The sequence below is a fragment of the Sphingopyxis sp. OAS728 genome, assembly GCF_014873485.1.
GTDB lineage: Bacteria > Pseudomonadota > Alphaproteobacteria > Sphingomonadales > Sphingomonadaceae > Sphingopyxis.
Genome location: NZ_JADBDT010000001.1, coordinates 4,196,098 through 4,215,301, shown reverse-complemented (window position 1 = coordinate 4,215,301; position 19,204 = coordinate 4,196,098). Strand labels below are relative to the sequence as shown.

General features: G+C 63.6%; 22 protein-coding genes and 1 pseudogene. 16 read left to right on the top strand and 7 right to left on the bottom strand.

Features of this window, described 5'->3' with window-relative positions; translation table 11 throughout:
* Positions 1-18 precede the first annotated feature (18 nt).
* Positions 19-2,613: an HWE histidine kinase domain-containing protein gene (locus tag GGC65_RS19970; RefSeq protein ID WP_192648755.1), complete on the bottom strand. Its 2,595-nt coding sequence runs from the start codon at positions 2,611-2,613 to the stop codon at positions 19-21.
* A gap of 234 nt (positions 2,614-2,847) precedes the next feature.
* Here GGC65_RS19970 and GGC65_RS19965 point away from each other — a divergent pair, with 234 nt between their 5' ends.
* The 4 genes and pseudogenes from GGC65_RS19965 (at position 2,848) to GGC65_RS19950 (ending at position 4,786) form a co-directional block, all read left to right on the top strand.
* Positions 2,848-3,648 carry a Crp/Fnr family transcriptional regulator gene (locus GGC65_RS19965; RefSeq protein WP_225940926.1) on the top strand — a complete coding sequence of 267 codons (801 nt, stop codon included), beginning with the start codon at positions 2,848-2,850 and terminating at the stop codon, positions 3,646-3,648.
* 202 nt (positions 3,649-3,850) lie between these two features.
* Positions 3,851-4,192 (top strand): PRC-barrel domain-containing protein, encoded by a 342-nt coding sequence (locus GGC65_RS19960; protein WP_192649646.1) that lies wholly within the window; start codon positions 3,851-3,853, stop codon positions 4,190-4,192.
* 63 nt (positions 4,193-4,255) lie between these two features.
* Positions 4,256-4,546 (top strand): UvrB/UvrC motif-containing protein, encoded by a 291-nt coding sequence (locus GGC65_RS19955; RefSeq protein WP_192648754.1) that lies wholly within the window; start codon positions 4,256-4,258, stop codon positions 4,544-4,546.
* Positions 4,543-4,786: pseudogene (locus tag GGC65_RS19950) on the top strand (DUF3253 domain-containing protein). Before GGC65_RS19955 ends, GGC65_RS19950 begins: the two are co-directional and overlap by 4 nt.
* 90 nt (positions 4,787-4,876) lie before the next feature.
* On the opposite strand, the gene GGC65_RS19945 reads toward GGC65_RS19950, so the two are convergent.
* On the bottom strand, positions 4,877-5,428 hold the full coding sequence (locus GGC65_RS19945) for a type 1 glutamine amidotransferase domain-containing protein (RefSeq protein WP_192648753.1): 552 nt from the start codon (positions 5,426-5,428) through the stop codon (positions 4,877-4,879).
* A 437-nt stretch (positions 5,429-5,865) separates the two neighbouring features.
* On the opposite strand from GGC65_RS19945, the gene GGC65_RS19940 reads away from it, so the two are divergent.
* Together GGC65_RS19940 and GGC65_RS19935 are read left to right on the top strand one after the other, a co-directional pair.
* Complete coding sequence (locus tag GGC65_RS19940; RefSeq protein WP_225940925.1) at positions 5,866-8,145, top strand: catalase; 2,280 nt, start codon at positions 5,866-5,868, stop codon at positions 8,143-8,145.
* A 212-nt stretch (positions 8,146-8,357) separates the two neighbouring features.
* Positions 8,358-8,549 (top strand): hypothetical protein, encoded by a 192-nt coding sequence (locus GGC65_RS19935; RefSeq protein ID WP_192648752.1) that lies wholly within the window; start codon positions 8,358-8,360, stop codon positions 8,547-8,549.
* Between the two features lie 106 nt (positions 8,550-8,655).
* Here the strand turns inward: GGC65_RS19935 and GGC65_RS19930 are convergent, their stop codons facing one another.
* Both GGC65_RS19930 and GGC65_RS19925 read right to left on the bottom strand, forming a co-directional pair.
* Positions 8,656-9,231, bottom strand: a complete 576-nt coding sequence (locus GGC65_RS19930) for a hemerythrin domain-containing protein (protein WP_192648751.1) — start codon at positions 9,229-9,231, stop codon at positions 8,656-8,658.
* Positions 9,232-9,277: 46 nt separating this feature from the next.
* On the bottom strand, positions 9,278-10,033 hold the full coding sequence (locus GGC65_RS19925) for an SDR family oxidoreductase (protein WP_192648750.1): 756 nt from the start codon (positions 10,031-10,033) through the stop codon (positions 9,278-9,280).
* Positions 10,034-10,235: 202 nt separating this feature from the next.
* Between GGC65_RS19925 and GGC65_RS19920 the strand changes: the two genes are divergently transcribed.
* The 6 genes from GGC65_RS19920 to GGC65_RS19900 all read left to right on the top strand — a co-directional run bounded on the left by GGC65_RS19920 (position 10,236) and on the right by GGC65_RS19900 (position 14,670).
* Positions 10,236-10,532 (top strand): plasmid stabilization protein, encoded by a 297-nt coding sequence (locus GGC65_RS19920; protein ID WP_192648749.1) that lies wholly within the window; start codon positions 10,236-10,238, stop codon positions 10,530-10,532.
* Between the two features lie 48 nt (positions 10,533-10,580).
* Positions 10,581-10,703 carry a hypothetical protein gene (locus GGC65_RS23610; RefSeq protein WP_264081032.1) on the top strand — a complete coding sequence of 41 codons (123 nt, stop codon included), beginning with the start codon at positions 10,581-10,583 and terminating at the stop codon, positions 10,701-10,703.
* A 44-nt stretch (positions 10,704-10,747) separates the two neighbouring features.
* Positions 10,748-11,524: a BON domain-containing protein gene (locus tag GGC65_RS19915; RefSeq protein WP_192648748.1), complete on the top strand. Its 777-nt coding sequence runs from the start codon at positions 10,748-10,750 to the stop codon at positions 11,522-11,524.
* A gap of 70 nt (positions 11,525-11,594) precedes the next feature.
* Positions 11,595-13,430, top strand: coding sequence for a DNA ligase D (gene ligD / locus GGC65_RS19910; RefSeq protein WP_225941257.1), 1,836 nt, complete (start codon positions 11,595-11,597; stop codon positions 13,428-13,430).
* Complete coding sequence (gene xth, locus GGC65_RS19905) at positions 13,427-14,236, top strand: exodeoxyribonuclease III (protein WP_192648746.1); 810 nt, start codon at positions 13,427-13,429, stop codon at positions 14,234-14,236. Before ligD ends, xth begins: the two co-directional genes overlap by 4 nt.
* On the top strand, positions 14,233-14,670 hold the full coding sequence (locus GGC65_RS19900) for a GFA family protein (protein WP_192648745.1): 438 nt from the start codon (positions 14,233-14,235) through the stop codon (positions 14,668-14,670). Before xth ends, GGC65_RS19900 begins: the two co-directional genes overlap by 4 nt.
* 26 nt (positions 14,671-14,696) lie before the next feature.
* On the opposite strand, the gene GGC65_RS19895 is transcribed toward GGC65_RS19900, so the two are convergent.
* Both GGC65_RS19895 and GGC65_RS19890 read right to left on the bottom strand, forming a co-directional pair.
* Complete coding sequence (locus tag GGC65_RS19895) at positions 14,697-15,059, bottom strand: hypothetical protein (protein WP_192649703.1); 363 nt, start codon at positions 15,057-15,059, stop codon at positions 14,697-14,699.
* Between the two features lie 69 nt (positions 15,060-15,128).
* A complete protein-coding gene (locus GGC65_RS19890) occupies positions 15,129-15,407 on the bottom strand; it encodes a hypothetical protein (protein ID WP_225940924.1) in 279 nt (92 codons plus the stop codon).
* A gap of 311 nt (positions 15,408-15,718) precedes the next feature.
* On the opposite strand from GGC65_RS19890, the gene GGC65_RS19885 reads away from it, so the two are divergent.
* Complete coding sequence (locus GGC65_RS19885) at positions 15,719-16,099, top strand: response regulator (protein WP_192648743.1); 381 nt, start codon at positions 15,719-15,721, stop codon at positions 16,097-16,099.
* Here GGC65_RS19885 and GGC65_RS19880 read toward each other — a convergent pair.
* On the bottom strand, positions 16,088-17,644 hold the full coding sequence (locus GGC65_RS19880; RefSeq protein ID WP_192648742.1) for a sensor histidine kinase: 1,557 nt from the start codon (positions 17,642-17,644) through the stop codon (positions 16,088-16,090). The genes GGC65_RS19885 and GGC65_RS19880 overlap by 12 nt on opposite strands.
* Positions 17,645-17,797: 153 nt before the next feature.
* On the opposite strand from GGC65_RS19880, the gene GGC65_RS19875 reads away from it, so the two are divergent.
* From GGC65_RS19875 to GGC65_RS19865, 3 genes are read left to right on the top strand one after another with little or no spacing between them, the layout of a single operon-like run.
* Positions 17,798-18,193: a response regulator gene (locus GGC65_RS19875; RefSeq protein ID WP_192648741.1), complete on the top strand. Its 396-nt coding sequence runs from the start codon at positions 17,798-17,800 to the stop codon at positions 18,191-18,193.
* A gap of 58 nt (positions 18,194-18,251) precedes the next feature.
* Positions 18,252-18,896: a DUF1989 domain-containing protein gene (locus GGC65_RS19870; protein ID WP_192648740.1), complete on the top strand. Its 645-nt coding sequence runs from the start codon at positions 18,252-18,254 to the stop codon at positions 18,894-18,896.
* Positions 18,893-19,144, top strand: a complete 252-nt coding sequence (locus tag GGC65_RS19865; protein ID WP_192648739.1) for a DUF768 domain-containing protein — start codon at positions 18,893-18,895, stop codon at positions 19,142-19,144. The genes GGC65_RS19870 and GGC65_RS19865 overlap by 4 nt, the downstream gene beginning before the upstream one ends.
* Positions 19,145-19,204 lie beyond the last annotated feature (60 nt).

The window sequence follows — 19,204 nt, the reverse complement described above, 5'->3', positions numbered from 1 at the left end:
GCGCTGGATATTTTTCCATCAACTGTCCGCCACAATCCGGCGCGCATCGGCAATCTGCACCGCAAGGCTCGTCATGCTGGCGGGCTTTCGGACGACCGGGATCGCCCTGAGATGCTCGGGGATCATCACGCTGTCGCCATAGCCCGTCGCGAACACGAACGGCACGCCCATCGTCAGCAATCGTTCGGCGACGTTTTCCGACGTTGTTTCGCCGAGATTATAATCGAGTATGGCGGCGTCAGGCCTGAAGTCCTCAAGGGTCAGGACAGCGTGCGCCGCATCGGGCGACAGGCGCACGTCGCGCGCGCCCATCCGGCGAAGCAGATCCTCTGTATCGAGCGCAATCAGCGACTGGTCTTCGACGAGCAGGATCGACATGCCTAAGAGCGACCGTTCGCTCAGCACCGCCGATGGCGTGTCGAGCTCGGGCGCATCCTCGCTGACGAGCGACACATGCCTGGCGGGAATAACCAGCCTCGCGGTCATCCCGGTCGAAGGATAGGCGATGTCCGCGCGCCCCCCAAGATCGTAGACAATAGTCGTCTGGATGAGTTTCGATCCAAAGCCCTCGCGTTTCGGCGGCGCGACCGTCGGCCCGCCGGTCTCCGTCCAGCTTACCGTGCATCCGCCAGCTTCGCTGCACGTCCATTCGATCTGCAGCCTGCCGCCCGGCACCGACAGAGCGCCATATTTCGCGGCGTTGGTCATCAGCTCGTGGATGACCAGTGCCATGACCCCGAAGGCACGATCGTTCAGCCGGACCTTGTCGCCCGCGGCGAGCACCCGTTCGGGATCGGGGCCGTAACGATGGAGCCCCGCTTCCGCTTCTATCAGGGTCGCCAGATCTCCTCCGACCGTGGCGCTCAGCGACTGATCATGGGCAAATGCGAGGGCGCGAAGCCGCCCTTCGAGCGACGCGGAATAGCCCGCGACGCTTTCGGCATGGGCACCTGTCTGTACCGCGATCGACTTGATCAGCGTGATGATGTTCTTGACGCGGTGATTGAGCTCGTCGTTGAGGACGCGGCGCCGATGCTCGAGGCGCCCGCGCTCTTCCGCCGTTATTTCATTTTGTTTGAGGAACACATCGCGCAGATAGGTCCGCACCGTGTCGGCGGCCGAAAGATCGGTCTCGGTCCAGGGCTTGCATTGTCCGCGGACCTCCTCGCGCCAGGTCTCGAAGCTGCCGCGCGGCGTCAGCCGATCGCCGTTGGGGGTCGAGAGGATTTTCTTGGTCGGCTCGCCGGCCCACTCGATGCGGTGCGCCTCTTCGCTCCTGAAGATGAGAAGATAATCGCGCGGCGTCGAGGTGAGCGGGATGGCGAGCGCGCCGGCTACAGCACCACCAAAACCGTCGAGCTCCTCGATCTGCGCCAGGCTTTGCGTGTGCCACAGACCGAGCTTCGAGGATTCCGATCGGGGATGCCGCTGTCCCTCTCCGGCGAGATAGCGAACCAGCGTCAAGGCCTCATCCGCCGCGGGCGCCCGACCGCTCGATGCCCATCGCTCCTGCGCCCAGATGCCGACACCGTCGCAATCGAACAGCGCGGTGAAATCGTCGAGATGGTCGCGCAGGCCCTGCAACAGAGTTTCATCGACCGACAGGCCGGCGAGAATCTTGTCGAGACGCTCGCGTGCCAGCCCCGACGCGACGATATGCGCGCGGCGCTCGGCAACCGCGACCTGCAGCGAAAAATAGTGGCCGAAGAGCTCTGCTCCGAGGCGGAGAGAAACTGGAATGATGCGCGGCGTGTCATGGTGACAGGAAATCAGACCCCACAGCTCGCCATCGACGAGGATCGAAATCGACATCGAAGCACTGACGCCCATATTCTGCAGATATTCGCAGTGGATCGGCGACACCGAGCGAAGCTGGGCGAAGGACATGTCGACCGGTTGCTCGTCCGGCGCGATTGGAGGTTCGAGCGGGATCGGCGCATAGCCGGTATCGCTGATCATGCGGATGGCGTTGAGTTCGTAAAGCCGCCGCGCCTGGTACGGAATGTCGGACGCGGGGAAATGCTGGCCCATGAAGCTTTGCAAATCCGCGCGCTTTGCTTCTGCTATGACCCGCCCGGCGCCATTATGAAGAAACTGGTAGATCATGACCCGGTCGTATCCGAGCATGGTCCGGACCAGACGGGCTCCGGCCTTGGCAAGATTGGCGAGATCCGTCTCGACCCCGATCCGCCGAACCAGCCCATGTGTGAGATCGAGCGCCTTTTTGGCGCTCTGGCCGCCATCGACAGACGGCTCGATTTCGATGAGGACGCGGTCCTGGTGGCGGTGAGCCACGACGTCCATCGGTTGCATCGATCGCCCGACGGTCAAGCCGAGCTCGATGCCTGCAATCTCTCCGCCACCCGACTTCGCGCATGCGTTGCGGATTTCGTGCACCGCCTGCTCGCCGATTATGGTGTGCAATGCGGCCCCGCGGACAATAGCCCCCTCATAGCCCGTCAGCGCTGCCGCATTCGCCGAGGCGAACAGGATCTGGAACCTCTCGGGATCGACAACAAACATCGCGCCGTGCGGCTGGATACTACCGGGAATCTGGATCGGTTCGCGATCACAGTTGGTGAGATCGACCTTGTCCGTGCCGAGGCTCGTCATGCGCGGGGACGCCCCCTGATCGGACGACCAGAGGCGGCTTGGGCGAGGGATACCCGCCGAGGGAAAGACGCTTGCACGCCGAAGCTTTTCGAAGCGCTGGGAGACTTCATGACAAAGGGGGAGCGCAAATAAACACCTGCTGTTTCGGATAGCAGCGGAACGATTGCGGCCCCGACCGGATTGCGGGATGTACCGAGGCTGATATCGCTGGGGAGTTATGTTCACCGGTAACATATGGTCTCGGAGGTGTCCGTCCACTTGTGGACAGATAGAAGTTCACGGTCATCCGCAGCGGGAGAGATTATGTCGAGGCCAGGCGAAGACGATCTAGTCAGCAATGGACTGCTGGCAACATTGAGCGACGCCGATCGCCGGCGCCTCGCGCCGCACATGATGGTCTTCGACCTCGAAGCGCATGAGACGCTTCAGCACGCGGGCGACGAAGTCGTGCACACCTGGTTCCCATGCGGGCCCGCGATGGCGGCCTTCTGTATTTCGGTCGAGGACGACGTTGCCGTCGAGGTCGCGCTCGTCGGAAGCGAAGGCGCAATCGGCGGTATTGTGTCCAACGGCCAGGTTCCGGCCTTCGCAACCGCGCAGGTCCGCTTCAGCGGCCGCTTCCTTCGGATCAAGACGTCTGCGCTCGAGCATGCCAAGCTCGACTCCATCACCCTGCGGCACTGGTTTTCGCGTTATTCCGACTGTCTTCTTGCCCAGGTATTCCAAACCGCCGCCTGTAACGCCACGCACACGATTTCGCAGCGGACAGCAAAATGGCTGCTCGCGGCTGCGGGCCGCACCCGCAAGCCGGAGATCGAGCTCACGCACGAGCAACTGGCCGAAATGCTGGGGGTCGGCCGGACCTTCGTGACGCGTGTGATCGGCCGGCTGCGCGCCGAGAATATGATTGCGACGCGCCGGGGCATGTTCATCATCAAGGATGAAGCAGCGCTGCGCGAGACCGCTTGCGGGTGCACGACGACGATCGAGAGCCATTTCGATACCGTTCTTCACGGCATCTATCCCGTCGCCTGATCGCAATCGCGGCGGTCCAGCTCCCGCAGGGACACTGCGGCGACGTTCAAACTCCCCCTGTTGCCGGCCGGGCGAGCGGAACAAGCGCCGCTTTCGGATGTTGAAACAGGGACACTATTTCTGAAACCGATAGAGGAAGCGCCTTGTGCCCGAACCGGACGAACCCACCCAGCTGCTGATCCAGTCGAACAAGGTCGATGTCATGGCGGTGAGGACGCGCGATGGCGACAAGCTTGGATCAGTCCATGCGTTCATGATCAACAAACGGAGCGGCCAGACGGTCTACGCCATTCTTTCGATCGGCGGATTTCTCGGCATGGGCAAAGCCTATTATCCTCTCCCCTTCGAACTTCTCGCGTTCGAGGCGACGTCGGATAGCTTCACCGTGACGATCGACCGCCGTGTACTCGAAGGCGGTCCCAGCTGGGCGGCCAATCCACCGGTCTTCGACCAGGCCTATGCCGACAGGGTCGCGAGCTATTACGAGGTTGGGAGAGAAGATTTGTCCCTGATCAGCCCCGCCCCGCCGGTGCCGGGGGCCTGAGGCGGGCGGTGCTGGCAGCTTGCCTCTCCCGGCCGGCGAACCTCCTTGATGGACCCTGCAGTCATGAATGAGACGCTCCGGGACTTGCAGCGTAAAATGGACGCGGCGGTAATCGCGCTCGACTTCGAGGAGGCGCGGCGCTGCCGGGACAAGATCAGCCTGATCCGGGGCGGCGCGTCCGCCAGCGAGGCAGAAACGGCCGATCTGAACGGTCTCGAACGGCAGCGGCCCGGCGCGATGGGCCTCGGCACCAGCCAGCAGCGTCTGACGCCGCCGCGCGGCTGGCAGCGACCTCCAAAGCCCGATCCCATGACAACAGGCCGGGGAAAGCGCGGCCGGCCGCGGAACAAATGATCGATGCGCGCGCCGCGATACTGGAACTGCTGGCAGCGCGGCCGCTCGGTGCCACCATCTGTCCGAGCGAAGCCGCCCGTGCGATTGCCCCCGGAAAGCGACTGGCGTCCAGGGATGGCAGAGGTGCATGGTGCGGTCGACAAGATGCTCGCCGAAGGAATAGTCGAGCTTAGCTGGAAAGGCCGCGCATTGGACGCGCGACGGGGACCCTATCGTATCGGCGCGCGCAGCCGTATGTGACGGGGGTGGCTAAACGCACCCCAGCTTTCATCATGTCCGGCCGCTGTCATGCGAGCGGCCCGATATCGAGGGGCCGACCCTCTCGAGCGCTCAACCCGTGTCGCGCAGCGCCGCGACGATAGCATCGCAAAACGCCGGCAGGTCATCGGGGCAGCGACTGGTGATGATGTTGCCGTCGATCACGACGGCCTCGTCGACCACCTCGGCGCCGGCGTTCGACAGGTCGGTGCGGATCGATTTATAGCCGGTCATTCGCCGGCCCTTGGCGAGCCCGGCCTCGATCAGTAGCCACGGTGCATGACAGACGGCCGCGATCGGCTTGCCTGCGTCGGCGAAGGACCGGATAAGGGCAATCGCGTCTGCATCGATGCGCAGCAGGTCGGGATTGATTTGCCCGCCGGGAAGCACGAGCGCGTCATAGTCGTCCGCGGCCGCGTCGGCGATCTTGAGGTCGACTTCGATCTCGTCTCCCCAGTCATCCTCGTCCCAGCCGGTGATGTCCCCCATCTGGAGTGATGCGAGATCGACAGCGGCGCCGGCGTCCTGCAACCGCTCGAGCGGTTCTTCGAGTTCGGATTGCTCGAAACCGTCCGCAGCCATGATGAGGATGCGGCGTGAGGCGAGGATTTCGGAATCGGCCATTCGGAGAGCTCCTTTGTGCTGCTATCCGAACAATGCTCCGCGACTTCGAATGTTGCACCTTGTCATGGCTTCCTGTCCTGGCGTCGCCCCGGACGTGCATCCGCGTCACGTCCTGACGGAGCTTTTTCAGCCGCATGCACGAGATCGGCAGCAGCGGCTCGCGTCAACCGTTCAGCGTCGCCGGCGAGGAAAACAACGCTTTCCACCGGCCGCCGCACGAGGAGCGGAAAGGAACCTCAGGCTGGTGAGCAGCTTTTCGGGAGACCCTTGGCGGCGCCAGGCGTGGCCGCGCGAAGGGAGATCAGCAATCGTCATAACACAGGTTAGTCGTGCGCGAAATTCGGCAACTTCGAGCGCTCCAACCGGTTGAGTTGCTACTCCCTGCCGCGGCGCGTCCTCTTGCGCGCGCCGCGGCTCCCCCGTGCCGGAGAAAGAACATGCCAAGCGCCGCATCGACGAAAACACCGAAAAATTCGAGCCCCACGGCGCGGAGCGATAACCCGCCCGCAAGCACCGGCGCTGGCAAGGCCTCCGCCTCGACGACCCCCGCCGACATCGACGCGGTCGATGTGGCGGGCGAGAGCCCCGTCAAGGCACCCGCGATTCCCGGCGACGCGCCGATCAGCCGAACATTCGGCGAAGCCCAGGGCGAAGGCGGCGAGACCCGGCAGACGACCGAATCCGGCGCGCCGGCATTGACGACGCAGCAGGGCGCTCCGGTCGCCGACGACCAGAATAGTCTGAAACAGGGTGCGCGGGGGCCGACCCTGCTCGAGGATTTTCATTTTCGCGAGAAGATGTTCCACTTCGATCATGAGCGTATTCCCGAGCGTGTGGTTCATGCCCGCGGCTTCGGCGCCCACGGCTTTTTCGAGCTCACTGACAGTCTCTCGGAATATAGCCGTGCGGATATCTTCCAGCGGGTCGGCGAGCGGACGCCCGCCTTCGTCCGCTTCTCGACCGTCGCGGGCTCGAAAGGCAGCTTCGATCTCGCACGCGACGTCCGCGGCTTCGCCGTCAAGCTCTATACGCAGGAGGGCAATTGGGACCTCGTCGGCAACAATATTCCCGTATTCTTCATCCAGGACGCGATGAAATTTCCCGATCTCGTCCATTCGGTAAAGCCCGAGCCCGACCGCGGTTTTCCGCAAGCGCAGTCGGCGCACGATAATTTCTGGGACTTCGTCAGCCTGATGCCCGAGAGCTTCCACATGATCATGTGGATCATGTCGGACCGCGCCATTCCGCGCTCCTACCGGACGATGGAAGGCTTCGGCGTCCACAGCTTCCGCCTCGTCAACGCCGAGGGCAAGGCGGTGTTCGTGAAATTTCACTGGAAGCCCAAGCAGGGCCTGCAGTCGGTTGTCTGGAACGAAGCGGTCAAGATCAACGGCGCCGACCCCGACTTTCACCGACGCGACCTCTGGGACGCGATCAATGCCGGCGACTTCCCCGAGTGGGAGCTGGGCGTGCAGCTTTTCGACGATGACTTCGCCGACAGCTTCGATTTCGACATTCTCGATGCGACCAAGATCATTCCCGAGGAACTTGTGCCGGTCCGTGTGATCGGACGTCTCGTCCTCGACCGGGTTGTCGACAATTTCTTCGCCGAAACCGAGCAGGTCGCCTTCTGTACGCAGAATGTCCCGCCGGGCATCGATTTTTCGAACGATCCGCTGCTGCAGGGCCGAAACTTCTCCTACCTCGACACGCAGATCAAGCGCCTCGGCGGTCCGAACTTCACCCACATCCCGATCAATGCGCCGAAATGCCCGATGGCGCATTTCCAGCAAGACGGCCACATGGCGATGCGCAACCCCGTCGGCCGCGTGAACTACGAGCCGAACAGCTGGGGCCCCACCGAAGGCGGCCCCCGCGAGGACCCGGTGCGCGGATTTACCAGCTTTGCCGACGAACCCAACGGGCCGAAGCAGCGCGTTCGCTCCGAAAGCTTCGCCGACCATTACAGCCAGGCGCGCCAGTTCTTCACAAGCCAGACACCGATCGAGCAAAAGCATATCGGCGACGCACTGGTGTTCGAACTCTCGAAAGTCGAGCGCCCGGATATTCGCGCGCGCACCGTCTCGCATCTGCGCAATGTCGACGAGGGGCTTGCCGCCACCGTTGCCGACGGGCTCGGCATCCCCCTGCCCGACGCCGCCCCGGCGGCGCGCGCGCCGATCACCGACCTGCCGGCATCAGATCCGCTCAGTATCCTCAAGAACGGTCCGGCAAGTTTCAAGGGCCGCAAGGTCGGCATCCTGCTGAGCGATGGCGCCAACCCGACCCTGTTCAAGGCGCTGGTGAAGGCGCTCGATGCCGAGGGTGCGATGTACGACGTCGTGGCGGCGAAGATTGGCGGGGTCGCGCTCGCCGACGGGACGAAGGTGGCGGCGCGCCACAAGATCGATGGCGGACCTTCGGTGCTCTTCGACGCGGTTGCGATCCTGGTTTCGGAAGAAGGCGCCGCCGAGCTTGCCGCCGACGCCGCTGCCAAGGATTTCGCCTCCGACGCTTTTGCCCATTGCAAGTTTATCGGCTTCAGCGCCGAAGCCGCGCCGATCTTTGACGCGGCCGGCATCGGTAGCGACCTCGACGACGCGTGCATTCCCCTTGAAAAGGCTGGCGATGCCAAGTCCTTTATCGAGGCGTGCCGGGCGCTGCGCCACTGGCCGCGCGAGCTGCAGGTCGATCTCGATGCGAAGGCGGGGGGCTGACGCGCGGCATCTGACGGCAGTGCTCGTGACAGCGACCTCCCTCAGCTTGGGGCCGGACCGCCGCTACCGACCGTCCACGCAGCGCGTTCCCGGCGCGGCTTGACCTTCGTCCGGCCGCGCAGCTTCGCCGTCTCAAGCAAAAAGCGCCGACATTTTCCACGGCTGGCTCTCACACCACGCACCCTGTTTCTGCTGCAACAAAAGGAGATCGCATGTCGGACACCCTCGACTTTTATCAGGCGCAGGCGGAGATCTGCAGAGCAGAGGCGGCGTCGACCGACCTTGAACAGGTGAGGAACCGCAGCCTCCGATCGGCAGCGGTTTTCGAGGCAATGGCCAATCAAATTCTTCGCTCGCGCACGCGGCGCGCCGGCGTCAAAGTCCAGGAGCCTGCGTCCGGCTAGCGCTAGCGATTGTCAGCCCGCGCATTCCGGGGCGGCAGCGACTGCCGCCCCGGGATGCGCGGTCGACACCGGGCGTCGGCTGCTGACTGCCATTCGCAGCAGCGTCTCAGGCCGCCGCGAAACCGGCCTTGTTCATGACGCTCGTCACATGCGCATTTCCCGCTTCGCCGAGCGCATCGCGCAGTTTCGGAAAAAGCTCTTCCTCTTCCGCGCGGATATGCTTCTCGAGGTCGCGCCGGAAATCCCGGACTTTGCCGATCCACGCCGGATTCGACACGTCCATCTCGGAGAGGTCGAAGAGATATTGTTTTACATAGCCATGATCGTGGATCAGCTGGTCGGCGTCTTCGACCTGCCCATGATCGCGCATCGCGGGATACACGACATTCTCCTCCTCGAAGGCGTGTTTCGAAAGGGCATGCTTCAGCTGGATCAGGTACATGTTGCGGCGCATGCCGTTCTTCTCGCCGGTCGCTTCGATCGCATCGAAAATCTTGAGCGTGGCGCGATGCTCGGCCTTGAGCCCTTCGTCCCATTCGCCGTGCGCCGCGGTGACGCCCTGGACGACGGCCTTGCGACCGAGATTGGCGGCAAGGCCGACCGCGAAGCCGATCGCAGTCGCGCCGATCAGCGCGGCGGGGTTCTTGAGAATGTCGTGCGAGGAAAAAGTCGATGCAGTCATGATATGATCCTTATGATGAAGTGAGATCCTGGGCCGGGATATTTTTTCAGGGGTGCTCGAGGCGCGTCTCGACGCGCATGAGCGACACCGCGGTGCGGCGCGGCTGCGTCAGCATGAAATATGTGGCCGCCGCGATATCTTCGGCGCGCAGCATCTTGTCGGCGTTGATGAGCTCACGCTGCTTCTCGGGCGGAAACTCCGGATATTGGAAATCGGCGCCGGTGAAACCGGGCTCGATCAACCCGACCTTGATATCCTCTTCGGCCAGTTCCTTTCTGAACGAAGGAACAAATCCCTGGATACCGGACTTCGCGGCGACATAGATAGAGCTGCCGGGGCCCTTCGAGACCGCCGACATCGAACCGATGAAGATGATATCGCTCCCCGCGGACATCCGCCGGGCGGCCTCCTGAGCGCAGATAAGATATGCGGTAAGATCGGTATCGAGCTGATAGCGCGTCTCGCTCTCGCCGCTGTCGGCCAGCGCCGCGGCAGGAATGGCGGCGTTGATGACCGCGATGTCGATCGTGCCGAGATAGGCCTCGGCCGCCTCGAAGAAGCGGTCGACATCCTCGGCTACCGACAGGTCGACATTGATGCCATCGCCCTCGCCGACCTCGTCGATACGCTTGAGCGCATCGTCGAGGTGCTCCGGCGTCCGGCCGCAGACGAAGACCCGCACGCCATAACTTGCGAGGAGAATGGCGATCGCGCGTCCGATACCCGTCGTGCCGCCAGTGATGATTGCGCCGCGCCCGTCGAGGCTTGGCTGTTCGGTGTGGGCGTCGCGTTCGTTGATCATTCGGGGCTCCTTCTTGCCCCACCCGCACCCGAGCGACGTCCGGACGCCTTCGAAGTTCCCTAGCGAGCAGCCCGACGGACGAGTTTCGGCGAAGCTGCTAACGCAGGTTAAATCCGGACGGTTATCCCCCCATGCGACGCGCTCGATGTGGAACTTCCTGCGCCGTCCCCGGTTCGAAACGGGAGAGCTAAGGAGAACAGCGATGCCCCGCGGCGACAAGTCCAGCTACACCGACAAGCAGAAACGCAAGGCCGAGCATATCGAGCAAGGCTATGAGAAGCGCGGCGTTGGCAAGAAGGAAGCCGAGAGCCGTGCCTGGGCGACGGTGAACAAGGAATCGGGCGGCGGCAACAAATCGGGCTCGGGCCGCGGCAAGAAGGACACGCACGAATCCTCGCGCAAGGGCGGCAAGAAAGGCGGTTCGAGCCGAAGCGCCGCCGATCGCTCCGCCGCCGCCAAAAAGGGTTGGGAAACGCGCCGAAAACGCGCGGCCGGATGAAAATCCCGCCGCGATGCAGCGCCGGCCCACGCTGCAGATGTCGCCGGCATGCCCGGCCATCTCCATCCCGATGGTTTGAAATCGCGGCTCGAACAGAAGCAGTTTTCGATCGGCGGGGCGAGCGTTGCCGGAACCTTTGATATTGCCGGTTCGTCACCCTGTCAGCCATGAGGTCGCTGCAACGCGCGATCTCTCATCGACGAAGGAGCGGACATATGGACAGGTTCGACGAACGCGGCCCGCGCCGCAGCGACGACGACGGCAGAGCCGATGATGACGGGATTTCGCCGCGCCGGGGTGGAGGCCGGGGCGGCGACATCGCACGGTCCTATGCAGCGTATGACGATGAAGAGCGCGGCGCAGACCGGTTCGGCCAGGCGCGGCGCGGCAGTGACGAGGATGGATACCCGCCGCGGGACCATAGTCGCCATCGGGGGTTCGAACAGCACCCGCGCGCCGCGTCATATGATGGGCGCAGTGGGCGGTACAACCCGTACGGCCGGGCCGACCAGCGCGAGATCCGGCGCGGCGAAGGCGGCGGCAGGGGATTCGGCTGGCCAAGCGAACTCGGTTTCCCTCCGACACCGGGTTATTCGCCTTACGGAAACCAACCGCAGCGCGGCGCCGACGATCGTGAGGGCGGCCGCAGCTTTTTCGATCGCGCCGGCGACGAATTCATGTCCTGGCTCGGCGATCGCGACGCGCGGCGGAGGCGCGAGAAGGATCATCGCGGCCGCGGCCCGAAAAATTATACCCGCGCCGACGAGCGCATCCGGGAAGATGTCAACGACAGGCTGACCGAGGACATATGGGTCGATGCGTCGGAAATCGAGGTCAGCGTCCTCAACGGCGAGGTGACGCTGGCGGGCACCGTGGAGGATCGCCGGTCGAAACGGCGCGCAGAGGATTGCGCCGAGGACGTAGTGGGGGTGCGGCATGTGCAAAACAACCTGCGCTACACGTCGGGTGTCGTCAGTCCGAGGCTCGAATGAGGCAGGGAGCGCCGCGAAGTTGGCGCTCCTCGGCCCCGGAACGAACTATCTGGCGGAACGTCTGAACGTCATGCCCACACGCAAGCGCCCGAACCAGTCTCCTCCCCCGTTTCGACCGGTCCAGCTCGCAACGTTGGTCGATAGCGTGCCGACTGGCAGCGGCTGGCTGCACGAGATGAAATATGACGGCTATCGGCTTCTCGTCGCCGTGGGCGGGGCCGAAGCGCGCGCCTTTACCCGGTCGGGACTGGATTGGTCGGAACGGTTCGAGCCGCTGCTCGCTGAGGCGGCCCGCCTCAAGGTCCGCAGCGCCCTCGTCGACGGAGAGGCGGTGGTCCTCGATTCCGATGGCCGCTCCAATTTCCAGTCACTGCAAAACGCTCTCAAAAGCTCTCCCGATCTGATCGACTTTTTCGCGTTCGACCTCCTCGAGCTCGACGGCGAGGACCTGACAGCGCTGCCGCTGACCGAACGCAAGGCTCGGCTAGCGGCGCTGCTGCCCAAGGCAAGCAAACGCATTCGCTTCTCGGATCATATCGAGGGCAGTGGCGAGAAGCTGCTTGCGAGCTTCTGCGCAGCCGGGCTCGAGGGCGTGATCTCAAAACGTGCCGAGGCCCGCTATATCGGCTCGCGGAGCGGCAGCTGGCTGAAGACCAAATGCATCAAACGGCAAGAGTTCGTTATCGTCGGTTGGACGCCCTCCGACACGTCCCGGTCGTTCCGCTCGCTCATGCTCGGCGTTCACGAGAATGGCGAACTTCGCTATGCCGGCAAGGTCGGTACCGGCTTCGATACCGAGGAACTCTTCCGCCTTCAGGCGTTGATGAAGCCGCTCGAACAGAAGCAGCCGACAGTCAAGGCGCCGAGATCGCAGGTTCGGGGCGCACACTGGATCAAGCCAAAGCTTGTTGCCGAGATTGCCTACACCGAGATGACGCGCGAGGGGACGCTGAGGCATCCAAGCTATCTCGGCCTTCGCGAAGACAAGAAACCGGAGGCCGTCGTGATCGAAACCGAGGCCGACGCCGGCCAGGCGGCGCACCCGGCCGCGGTGCCGATCAGCAACCGCGACCGTGTGATCTTTCCCGAGGCCAATCTGACGAAGGGGGAGCTCGCCGATTATTATGCTGCGGTGGCCGCGATCATGCTGCCCTGGGCGGGCTCGCGGCCGATCAGCCTCGTGCGCTGTCCGCAGGGGCGCGCCAAGAAATGCTTCTTCCAGAAGCATGACGCGGGAAGTTTCGGTGAGGCAGTCAAGCATGTCGCGATCGTTGAGAAGGACGGCGAGACCGAGCCCTATCTGTACATGGACACACCCGACGGGCTGCTTACCTGCGTCCAGATGGGCACGATCGAATTTCACGGCTGGGGCGCGCGCATCGAGGATGTCGAGAAGGCCGATCGGCTGGTCTTCGACCTCGACCCGGACGTCGGTCTCGACTTCGAGGCGGTGCGCATGGCCGCTTTCCAGTTCCGCGATATCCTGAAATCGATGGGGCTTGAGACGTTTCCGATGCTCACCGGCGGCAAGGGCGTGCATGTGATAGCGCCGCTCACCCCGCGCGCCGAATGGCCCGAGGTCAAGGATTTCGCTTATCGGCTCGCACAGGCGGTGGCCCAAATGGATCCAGAGAAATTTACATCGGCATTGCCCAAGGCGCAGCGCAAGGGCCGCATCTTCGTCGACTATCTGCGCAATCAGCGCGGCGCGACCGCGGTCATGCCTTACTCGGCGCGCGCCCGCGAGAGCGCGCCCGTCGCCGCTCCGATCACGTGGAAGGAAATGGAGACGATCGACAAGCCGTCGCATTTTCGCATCACCGACGCGGCACTCCTGCTCAAGCGCGCGGATCTCAAGTCCCTGCAAGGCTGGGGGCGCGCCGACCAGGCACTGCCCGACCTGTGAAAATCGCGACCTACAACGTGAACGGTATCGGCGGGCGCCTGCCCATATTGCTTAAATGGCTCGCGCTGGCAGAGCCCGACATCGTCTGCCTCCAGGAACTGAAGGCGCCGCAGGAAAAATTTCCGGAAAAGGAGATCCGCGACGCGGGCTATGACGTGATCTGGCATGGCCAGAGCCGCTGGAACGGAGTGGCCATGCTGAGCCGGATCGGGGAGATTCACGAGACGCGGCGCGGACTTCCCGGCGATCCCGCCGACGAGCAGAGCCGTTATATCGAGGCCGCCGTCGGCGGCATCCTCGTGGCGGGGCTCTATCTTCCGAACGGCAATCCCTGGCCAGGTCCGAAGTTCGATTACAAGCTGCGCTGGATGGAGCGGCTTCATGTCCATCTCGCTTCGCTCTTCGACCTCGATGCGCCCGTCGTCGCGTGCGGCGACTATAATGTCATTCCGACCGATCTCGACGTCTACAAGCCTGAAAACTGGAAGGATGACGCGCTCTTCGCGCCCGAAGCAAAGGCAGCCTATCAGCGCCTGCTCGACCTGGGCTGGACCGACGCTATCCGCCATCTCCATCCCGATCAGCGAATCTACAGTTTCTGGGCATATTGGCGGCAGTCGTTCGAGCGTAACGCGGGCATCCGTATCGACCATCTGCTCCTCAACCCGCCCGCGACCAAGAAGCTGAGCGCCGCCGGCGTCGATACAAGGCCGCGTGGATGGGACAAGACAAGCGACCATGCACCCGCATGGGTCGAACTCGCCGCCGCGAGGTCAGCGCGTGACAGGAAAGGCCAAGAAAAGTGATACTGAACGGTGGCTGCGCCTGCAAGGCGGTGCGTTATCGGCTGAACGCTGAACCTTATGACACCGGCTGGTGCCACTGCAGGGTCTGCCAACATGTGTCGGGGTCCGGGGCGATGGTGTTCACGACGGTTGCGGCAAGCGACTATGAGATTGTCGAGGGCGAGGACCGGGTCGGCCGCTTCGCCTCCACGGCCTTTGGCACCCGCACTTATTGCCGCGACTGCGGTTCTCCCCTTACCATCCACGTCGCGCACCAACCGACGGAGATCGATATCACCGTCGGAACGCTCGACGATCCTGGCGCGGTGACGCCGGAGTTCCGGCTTTACGTCGCGGAAGCACCCTTATGGGCTCTCCCGCTCGACGGGCTCCCACGTTATAATGCGCTTAGGCCCGCGACGCGCGGACTGCCTCCGGGCCGAACCGAAGGCTGATCCGCGCCGGCGCGAGCTCGAGAGACTTATCGGCTGCCACCTACCGGCGCGTCGGCGCCGTCCTTCGGACCGTTGTCGGTGCGCACGCCGGCCTTGCCGCCGCCGCCCTGGGGATCGCTGTCATAATCTTCGGGATTGCCCTTCCCGCCCGCGCCCGCACCGCTTCCGCTGACCGGTCCGCTGCCGGTGCTGCGGCGATGGCCGCGGTTGAGGCCCGCCGTGTCCGCCGAAGCGCGGTCGCCGAGCGGATAATCCTCGGGCTTCACGGTTCCGACATTTTCGCGGTCCTCAACCTTCTCCTGGGGCTGGCCGCCAGGGGTCGGCGCGCGCTCGGCGCCATCGGGCCGCGCATCTCCGAGCGGGCCGCGCGGTGTCGTGTCTTCGGTCATCTCGTATCTCCTTGAAAGTCGATGTCAGTGATACGCATGGCGAGGAGCGAAGTTCGCATTGAAGCCCGGTTACGCAGAGGGCGGAGCTTCGTCTGCTTCGTCGCCGGTAAACCAGTCCGCATAAATCGTATTCGATACCAGCTTGCGTCCGAGATCGGGTGCGCCGTCGTCCCACCAGACCGGACCCCGCTCACCGAGCGCGTGCTTCGCGGCATCGACGTCCGCGCGGGCTGCCGCCTCGGCTATCGGGTCACCTGACCTGAGTGCAGCCGCGACGGCGCGCCGCGCGTCCATCAAGCGGTCGACATAGGATTGGCGGTCGGTGTCCGCGAGCGCGGGATCGGACATTCGCCAGAGCCGGCCGCGAACGACAAGATATCGCCCATCGGGCGTAACCCGCGGCGCGGATCTTAGGCTGCTCTTGGCTTTCGGCGATGTCATCTCTCGCAAACGTTGAGGACCGCAGCCGGTTGCGCAGGCATTCCGGAGCCGGTTGCGATGGCGCTTCAGAGAAGGGAGCAGGCCAAGCCCCCGCAAAGTCGCGATTCGCTGACCTATGTTAAGGCTCATGGCGGGCAGTTGCCGCAACCCCTCGTGGCCGCGGCGTGGCGCCGGTCAGCTTCGGCTTTCCCGCAAACGGCGGTTGGGGAGCCAAGATCATGAGCAGCCGCGTCCTGATCGTCGAAGATGACCCCGTCCTTGCCCTGATGCTCGAGGAATATCTGGAACTCTTGGGGCACGAGCCCGTGGGGTCGGCCGACTGCGTCGCGAGCGCGCTCGCCATCCTGTCCGATCGCAAGATCGACGCGGCGATCATCGATATCGTGCTTGCCGATGGTGAGACGAGCGACCCCGTTGCGGACGCGCTTGCGGCGGCGAATATCCCCTTTCTCGTCGCGACGGGCGGTTTCATCGAGCCGCCGGCACCCGTCTATGCGCGCTGTCCGGTGCTGATGAAGCCCTATACGATCAAGGGCCTCAACGCCGCACTCGCCGCCCTGCCCGGCCCGCAATCGCAGAAGATCGCCTCAGGCGGGTAACTGGATCGTGCAGCGCACGCCGACCGGATCGAAGATAATTTCGGCGTCGCCGCGCTGCCCGCGCAGCGCGCGCTCGACCATTCGCGACCCGAACCCCCGGCGCGAAGGCTCGGTCACCGCCGGGCCGCCCGTCTCGGTCCAGAATAATATGAGGCGGCTCGCGTCCGCATCCCCGCGTTCTTCCCAATCGACGGTGACGCGGCCGGTGTCGTTCGAAAGCGCGCCATATTTCACGGCATTGGTCGCAAGCTCGTGCAGGACCATGGCAACCAGCAGCGCCTTGCTCGCCGGGAAATCCATGTCCGGGCCTTCGAGGGATATCCGCCCGGGGTGAAGTTTGACGAAAAGGTGAAGCGCGCGCTCGATCATCTCGGCGACCGACACGATGCCCCAATTTTTTTCGGTCAGCAGATCATGCGCTTCTGAAAGCGCGCGGACGCGTGCCTCGAATGCGTGGCGCTCGTCGACCGGCGCGTTCAGAAAGGTTTGCGAGGCGATCGCCTGGACCATGGCGAGGCTGTTTTTGACGCGGTGACGCAGTTCAGCAAGCGAAAGCTCGAGCGCTTCCTCCGCGCGGCGTCTTTGGGCGATCTCGTTCCGGGCCGCCTCGTGCAGGCGCGCATTGTCCATTGCGACGGCCGCTTGCGCCGCGATATAGAGAACAAGTGTCTCGATGTCATCGCCGAACATCGCCGGCTCGTCATGGCCGAAAAAGAGGCCGCCATGCACGTCTCCCGATGATGAAACGACCGGTACCGCAAGATAGCTAACCACCGGGAGATGGCCCTCGGGCATGCCGTAGTGAGGCGAATTGCGCCCATAGCGCGGATCCTCGCGGATATCGGGCGAGCGGACCACGCCTTCGCCGCGGAACGTCGGGTCGAACAAGTCGGTGTTACGCGGCATGCCGAAACGCTCGAAGGCCTCGCGCGGCGCGCCCGACAGGCTGAAGAGGAGATAGCTTTCCCCGTCGGCGTCGAGCTTGTTATAGAAGAAGGCGCCGAAACGCGCGCCGCTCAGTTCGGTCGCGATATCCGTTACCGACTGGACGATACGCTCGAGGTCGAGGTCTTTCGAAACGACGGCGGCAACGCGGTTAAGCTGGGCAAGCGAGCGCGCCTGGCGGGCGAGCTGTGCCTCGATGCGCCGACGGTCGGTGATGTCGCGCGCAATCTTCGAGGCGCCGATCACGGTCCCGTCCGCGCGCCGGATCGGCGATACGGTCAGTGAGATGTCGAAGAGCGATCCATCCTTGCGGCGTCGTATGGTTTCGAAATGCTCGACGCGGTCGCCGCGCCGTATGCGGCCGAGAATGAGCGCCTCCTCATCGTGGCGCGCGTCGGGGATGAGCGTAAGGATCGACTGGCCGATCATCTCTTCCGCGCTATAGCCGAACAAGCGCTCGGCGGCGTGGTTCCAGCTCACCACCACGCCGTTCAGGTCCTTGCTGATGATGGCATCGTCGGAAGATTCGACGATCGCCGCCAGCCGTTGCTGCGCAATCTCATGTTCGGCATGGCCCGGCAGGTCGACCCGTTCGGGCATTCTGAAATCCTCTTAACAGCTACAACAGAAACGAAATTCGTCGCTCGTGGGAAACTCTCTGCCGCGTCGTCCGTTCCTTGTGCTACTCCGGCTTTCCGGCCGCAAGGACCTTCCCATGTCGATTTCCTATCCCGATGGCGCAGCGACCCGATCATGACCGACACCCCGAAATCGCGCGCCTGTGTCGTCATGGTCGTCGAAGATGAATTCCTGCTTCTGTTTACTATGGCCGACGCGCTTGAATCCGCCGGTCTGACCGTCATCCAGGCAAGTTCCGCAGAAGAGGCCGTCGAGCTTCTGAACGATGATCGTCACATCGACATTCTTGTGACCGACATCCGCCTAGGCGGTGACATCAGCGGCTGGGAGCTTGCCGAAATCTTCCGGCAATCGAGGCCCGATTGCGGCGTCATTTACGCCTCGGCCAACGCGCCGCGGGCCGATCGGCAGGTGCCCGACAGCCTTTTTTTCGCCAAGCCTGCGCCCGTGGCCGACATCGTCGCCAATTGCCAGCGCTTGCATGTGGAGCAGAGCGCGGGACGCGGCTGACGCGGAAGCCCGACGGCCACGAAAGTCCAGACATAACCATGATCGTTCGGAGTATCACATGAGTGTGACCATATCGCCGCGCAGCGGCACCGCCTTTATCCTCGAGAAGGGTCAAATACTGAAGGTCACCGACCCGGAGGGCGGGCAGGTATCCGACATGCTCGCCTTCATGCAGGCGGATGTTCGCGAGGCCATCTCGAATGGCCGGACGTTCGACTATGAAGAAAGCATCCGCCTGACGACGGGACATAGGCTCTGGTCGAACCGCTCGACCCCGATGCTTGAGATTATCGAGGACAGCGCCGGGACGCACGACTTCCTACTAACCCCGTGCAGCGAGGCAACCTTCCGGCACTTCTATGCGGACAAGCCCGTCCATCGCGGTTGTTTCGGCAACCTCGCCGAAGCGCTGGCGCCCTTTGGCATCGAATCCGATGCGATTCCCGTCGCATTCAATATCTTCATGAATGTCCCGGTCGATGGCGAAGGCCGGCTGAAGGTTCTTCCACCCGCGACAAGGCCTGGCGATTACGTTCGGCTGCGCGCGCTTGCTGATCTCGTGATCGGTCTCACGGCCTGCTCCGCCTATGACAGCTGCGGCGGGACCTTCAAGCCGATTGTCTACGAGATCGAGCCGGCGGAGGCGGGTGGCGAATTTGCCCGATCAAGATCGTTGCAGGATACGCAGGGAGCCGCGGCATGAGCCAGCTCGGAATCGATTTCGCCAATCAGTGGGTCGCGGAGAATATCCAGCCGACGGTTTATGCTCCCGATGAGGGCCCCCATCCCGAGACCGAGGCAACGCTCGCGCGCTTCCTCATCGACGCCGAAAATGACGGCATCAGCCGGCAGGAAATCGAGGAAGATGTCGGAGACCTTGGCGACTTTATTTCGGCCGCGCTCGCAGACGCAACCGACGCGGAACTCGATCGGCTCGAAGACGAGGACTGACACCGTCCAGACGATCGCCGGTGCAATCCTTAACCTGTGACAGCTTCTGGAACAATGAAA

Excerpts from the sequence above, each read along its gene's own strand:
- GGC65_RS19970 (WP_192648755.1), bottom strand. The coding sequence starts at position 2,613 with ATGACGAGCCTCGGCACGGACAAGGTCGATCTCACCAACTGTGATCGC.
- GGC65_RS19965 (WP_225940926.1), top strand. The coding sequence starts at position 2,848 with ATGGTCTCGGAGGTGTCCGTCCACTTGTGGACAGATAGAAGTTCACGG.
- GGC65_RS19960 (WP_192649646.1), top strand. The coding sequence starts at position 3,851 with ATGGCGGTGAGGACGCGCGATGGCGACAAGCTTGGATCAGTCCATGCG.
- GGC65_RS19955 (WP_192648754.1), top strand. The coding sequence starts at position 4,256 with ATGAATGAGACGCTCCGGGACTTGCAGCGTAAAATGGACGCGGCGGTA.
- GGC65_RS19945 (WP_192648753.1), bottom strand. The coding sequence starts at position 5,428 with ATGGCCGATTCCGAAATCCTCGCCTCACGCCGCATCCTCATCATGGCT.
- GGC65_RS19940 (WP_225940925.1), top strand. The coding sequence starts at position 5,866 with ATGCCAAGCGCCGCATCGACGAAAACACCGAAAAATTCGAGCCCCACG.
- GGC65_RS19935 (WP_192648752.1), top strand. The coding sequence starts at position 8,358 with ATGTCGGACACCCTCGACTTTTATCAGGCGCAGGCGGAGATCTGCAGA.
- GGC65_RS19930 (WP_192648751.1), bottom strand. The coding sequence starts at position 9,231 with ATGACTGCATCGACTTTTTCCTCGCACGACATTCTCAAGAACCCCGCC.
- GGC65_RS19925 (WP_192648750.1), bottom strand. The coding sequence starts at position 10,033 with ATGATCAACGAACGCGACGCCCACACCGAACAGCCAAGCCTCGACGGG.
- GGC65_RS19920 (WP_192648749.1), top strand. The coding sequence starts at position 10,236 with ATGCCCCGCGGCGACAAGTCCAGCTACACCGACAAGCAGAAACGCAAG.
- GGC65_RS23610 (WP_264081032.1), top strand. The coding sequence starts at position 10,581 with ATGCCCGGCCATCTCCATCCCGATGGTTTGAAATCGCGGCTCGAACAG.
- GGC65_RS19915 (WP_192648748.1), top strand. The coding sequence starts at position 10,748 with ATGGACAGGTTCGACGAACGCGGCCCGCGCCGCAGCGACGACGACGGC.
- ligD (WP_225941257.1), top strand. The coding sequence starts at position 11,595 with ATGCCCACACGCAAGCGCCCGAACCAGTCTCCTCCCCCGTTTCGACCG.
- GGC65_RS19895 (WP_192649703.1), bottom strand. The coding sequence starts at position 15,059 with ATGACCGAAGACACGACACCGCGCGGCCCGCTCGGAGATGCGCGGCCC.
- GGC65_RS19890 (WP_225940924.1), bottom strand. The coding sequence starts at position 15,407 with ATGTCCGATCCCGCGCTCGCGGACACCGACCGCCAATCCTATGTCGAC.
- GGC65_RS19885 (WP_192648743.1), top strand. The coding sequence starts at position 15,719 with ATGAGCAGCCGCGTCCTGATCGTCGAAGATGACCCCGTCCTTGCCCTG.
- GGC65_RS19880 (WP_192648742.1), bottom strand. The coding sequence starts at position 17,644 with ATGCCCGAACGGGTCGACCTGCCGGGCCATGCCGAACATGAGATTGCG.
- GGC65_RS19875 (WP_192648741.1), top strand. The coding sequence starts at position 17,798 with ATGACCGACACCCCGAAATCGCGCGCCTGTGTCGTCATGGTCGTCGAA.
- GGC65_RS19870 (WP_192648740.1), top strand. The coding sequence starts at position 18,252 with ATGAGTGTGACCATATCGCCGCGCAGCGGCACCGCCTTTATCCTCGAG.
- GGC65_RS19865 (WP_192648739.1), top strand. The coding sequence starts at position 18,893 with ATGAGCCAGCTCGGAATCGATTTCGCCAATCAGTGGGTCGCGGAGAAT.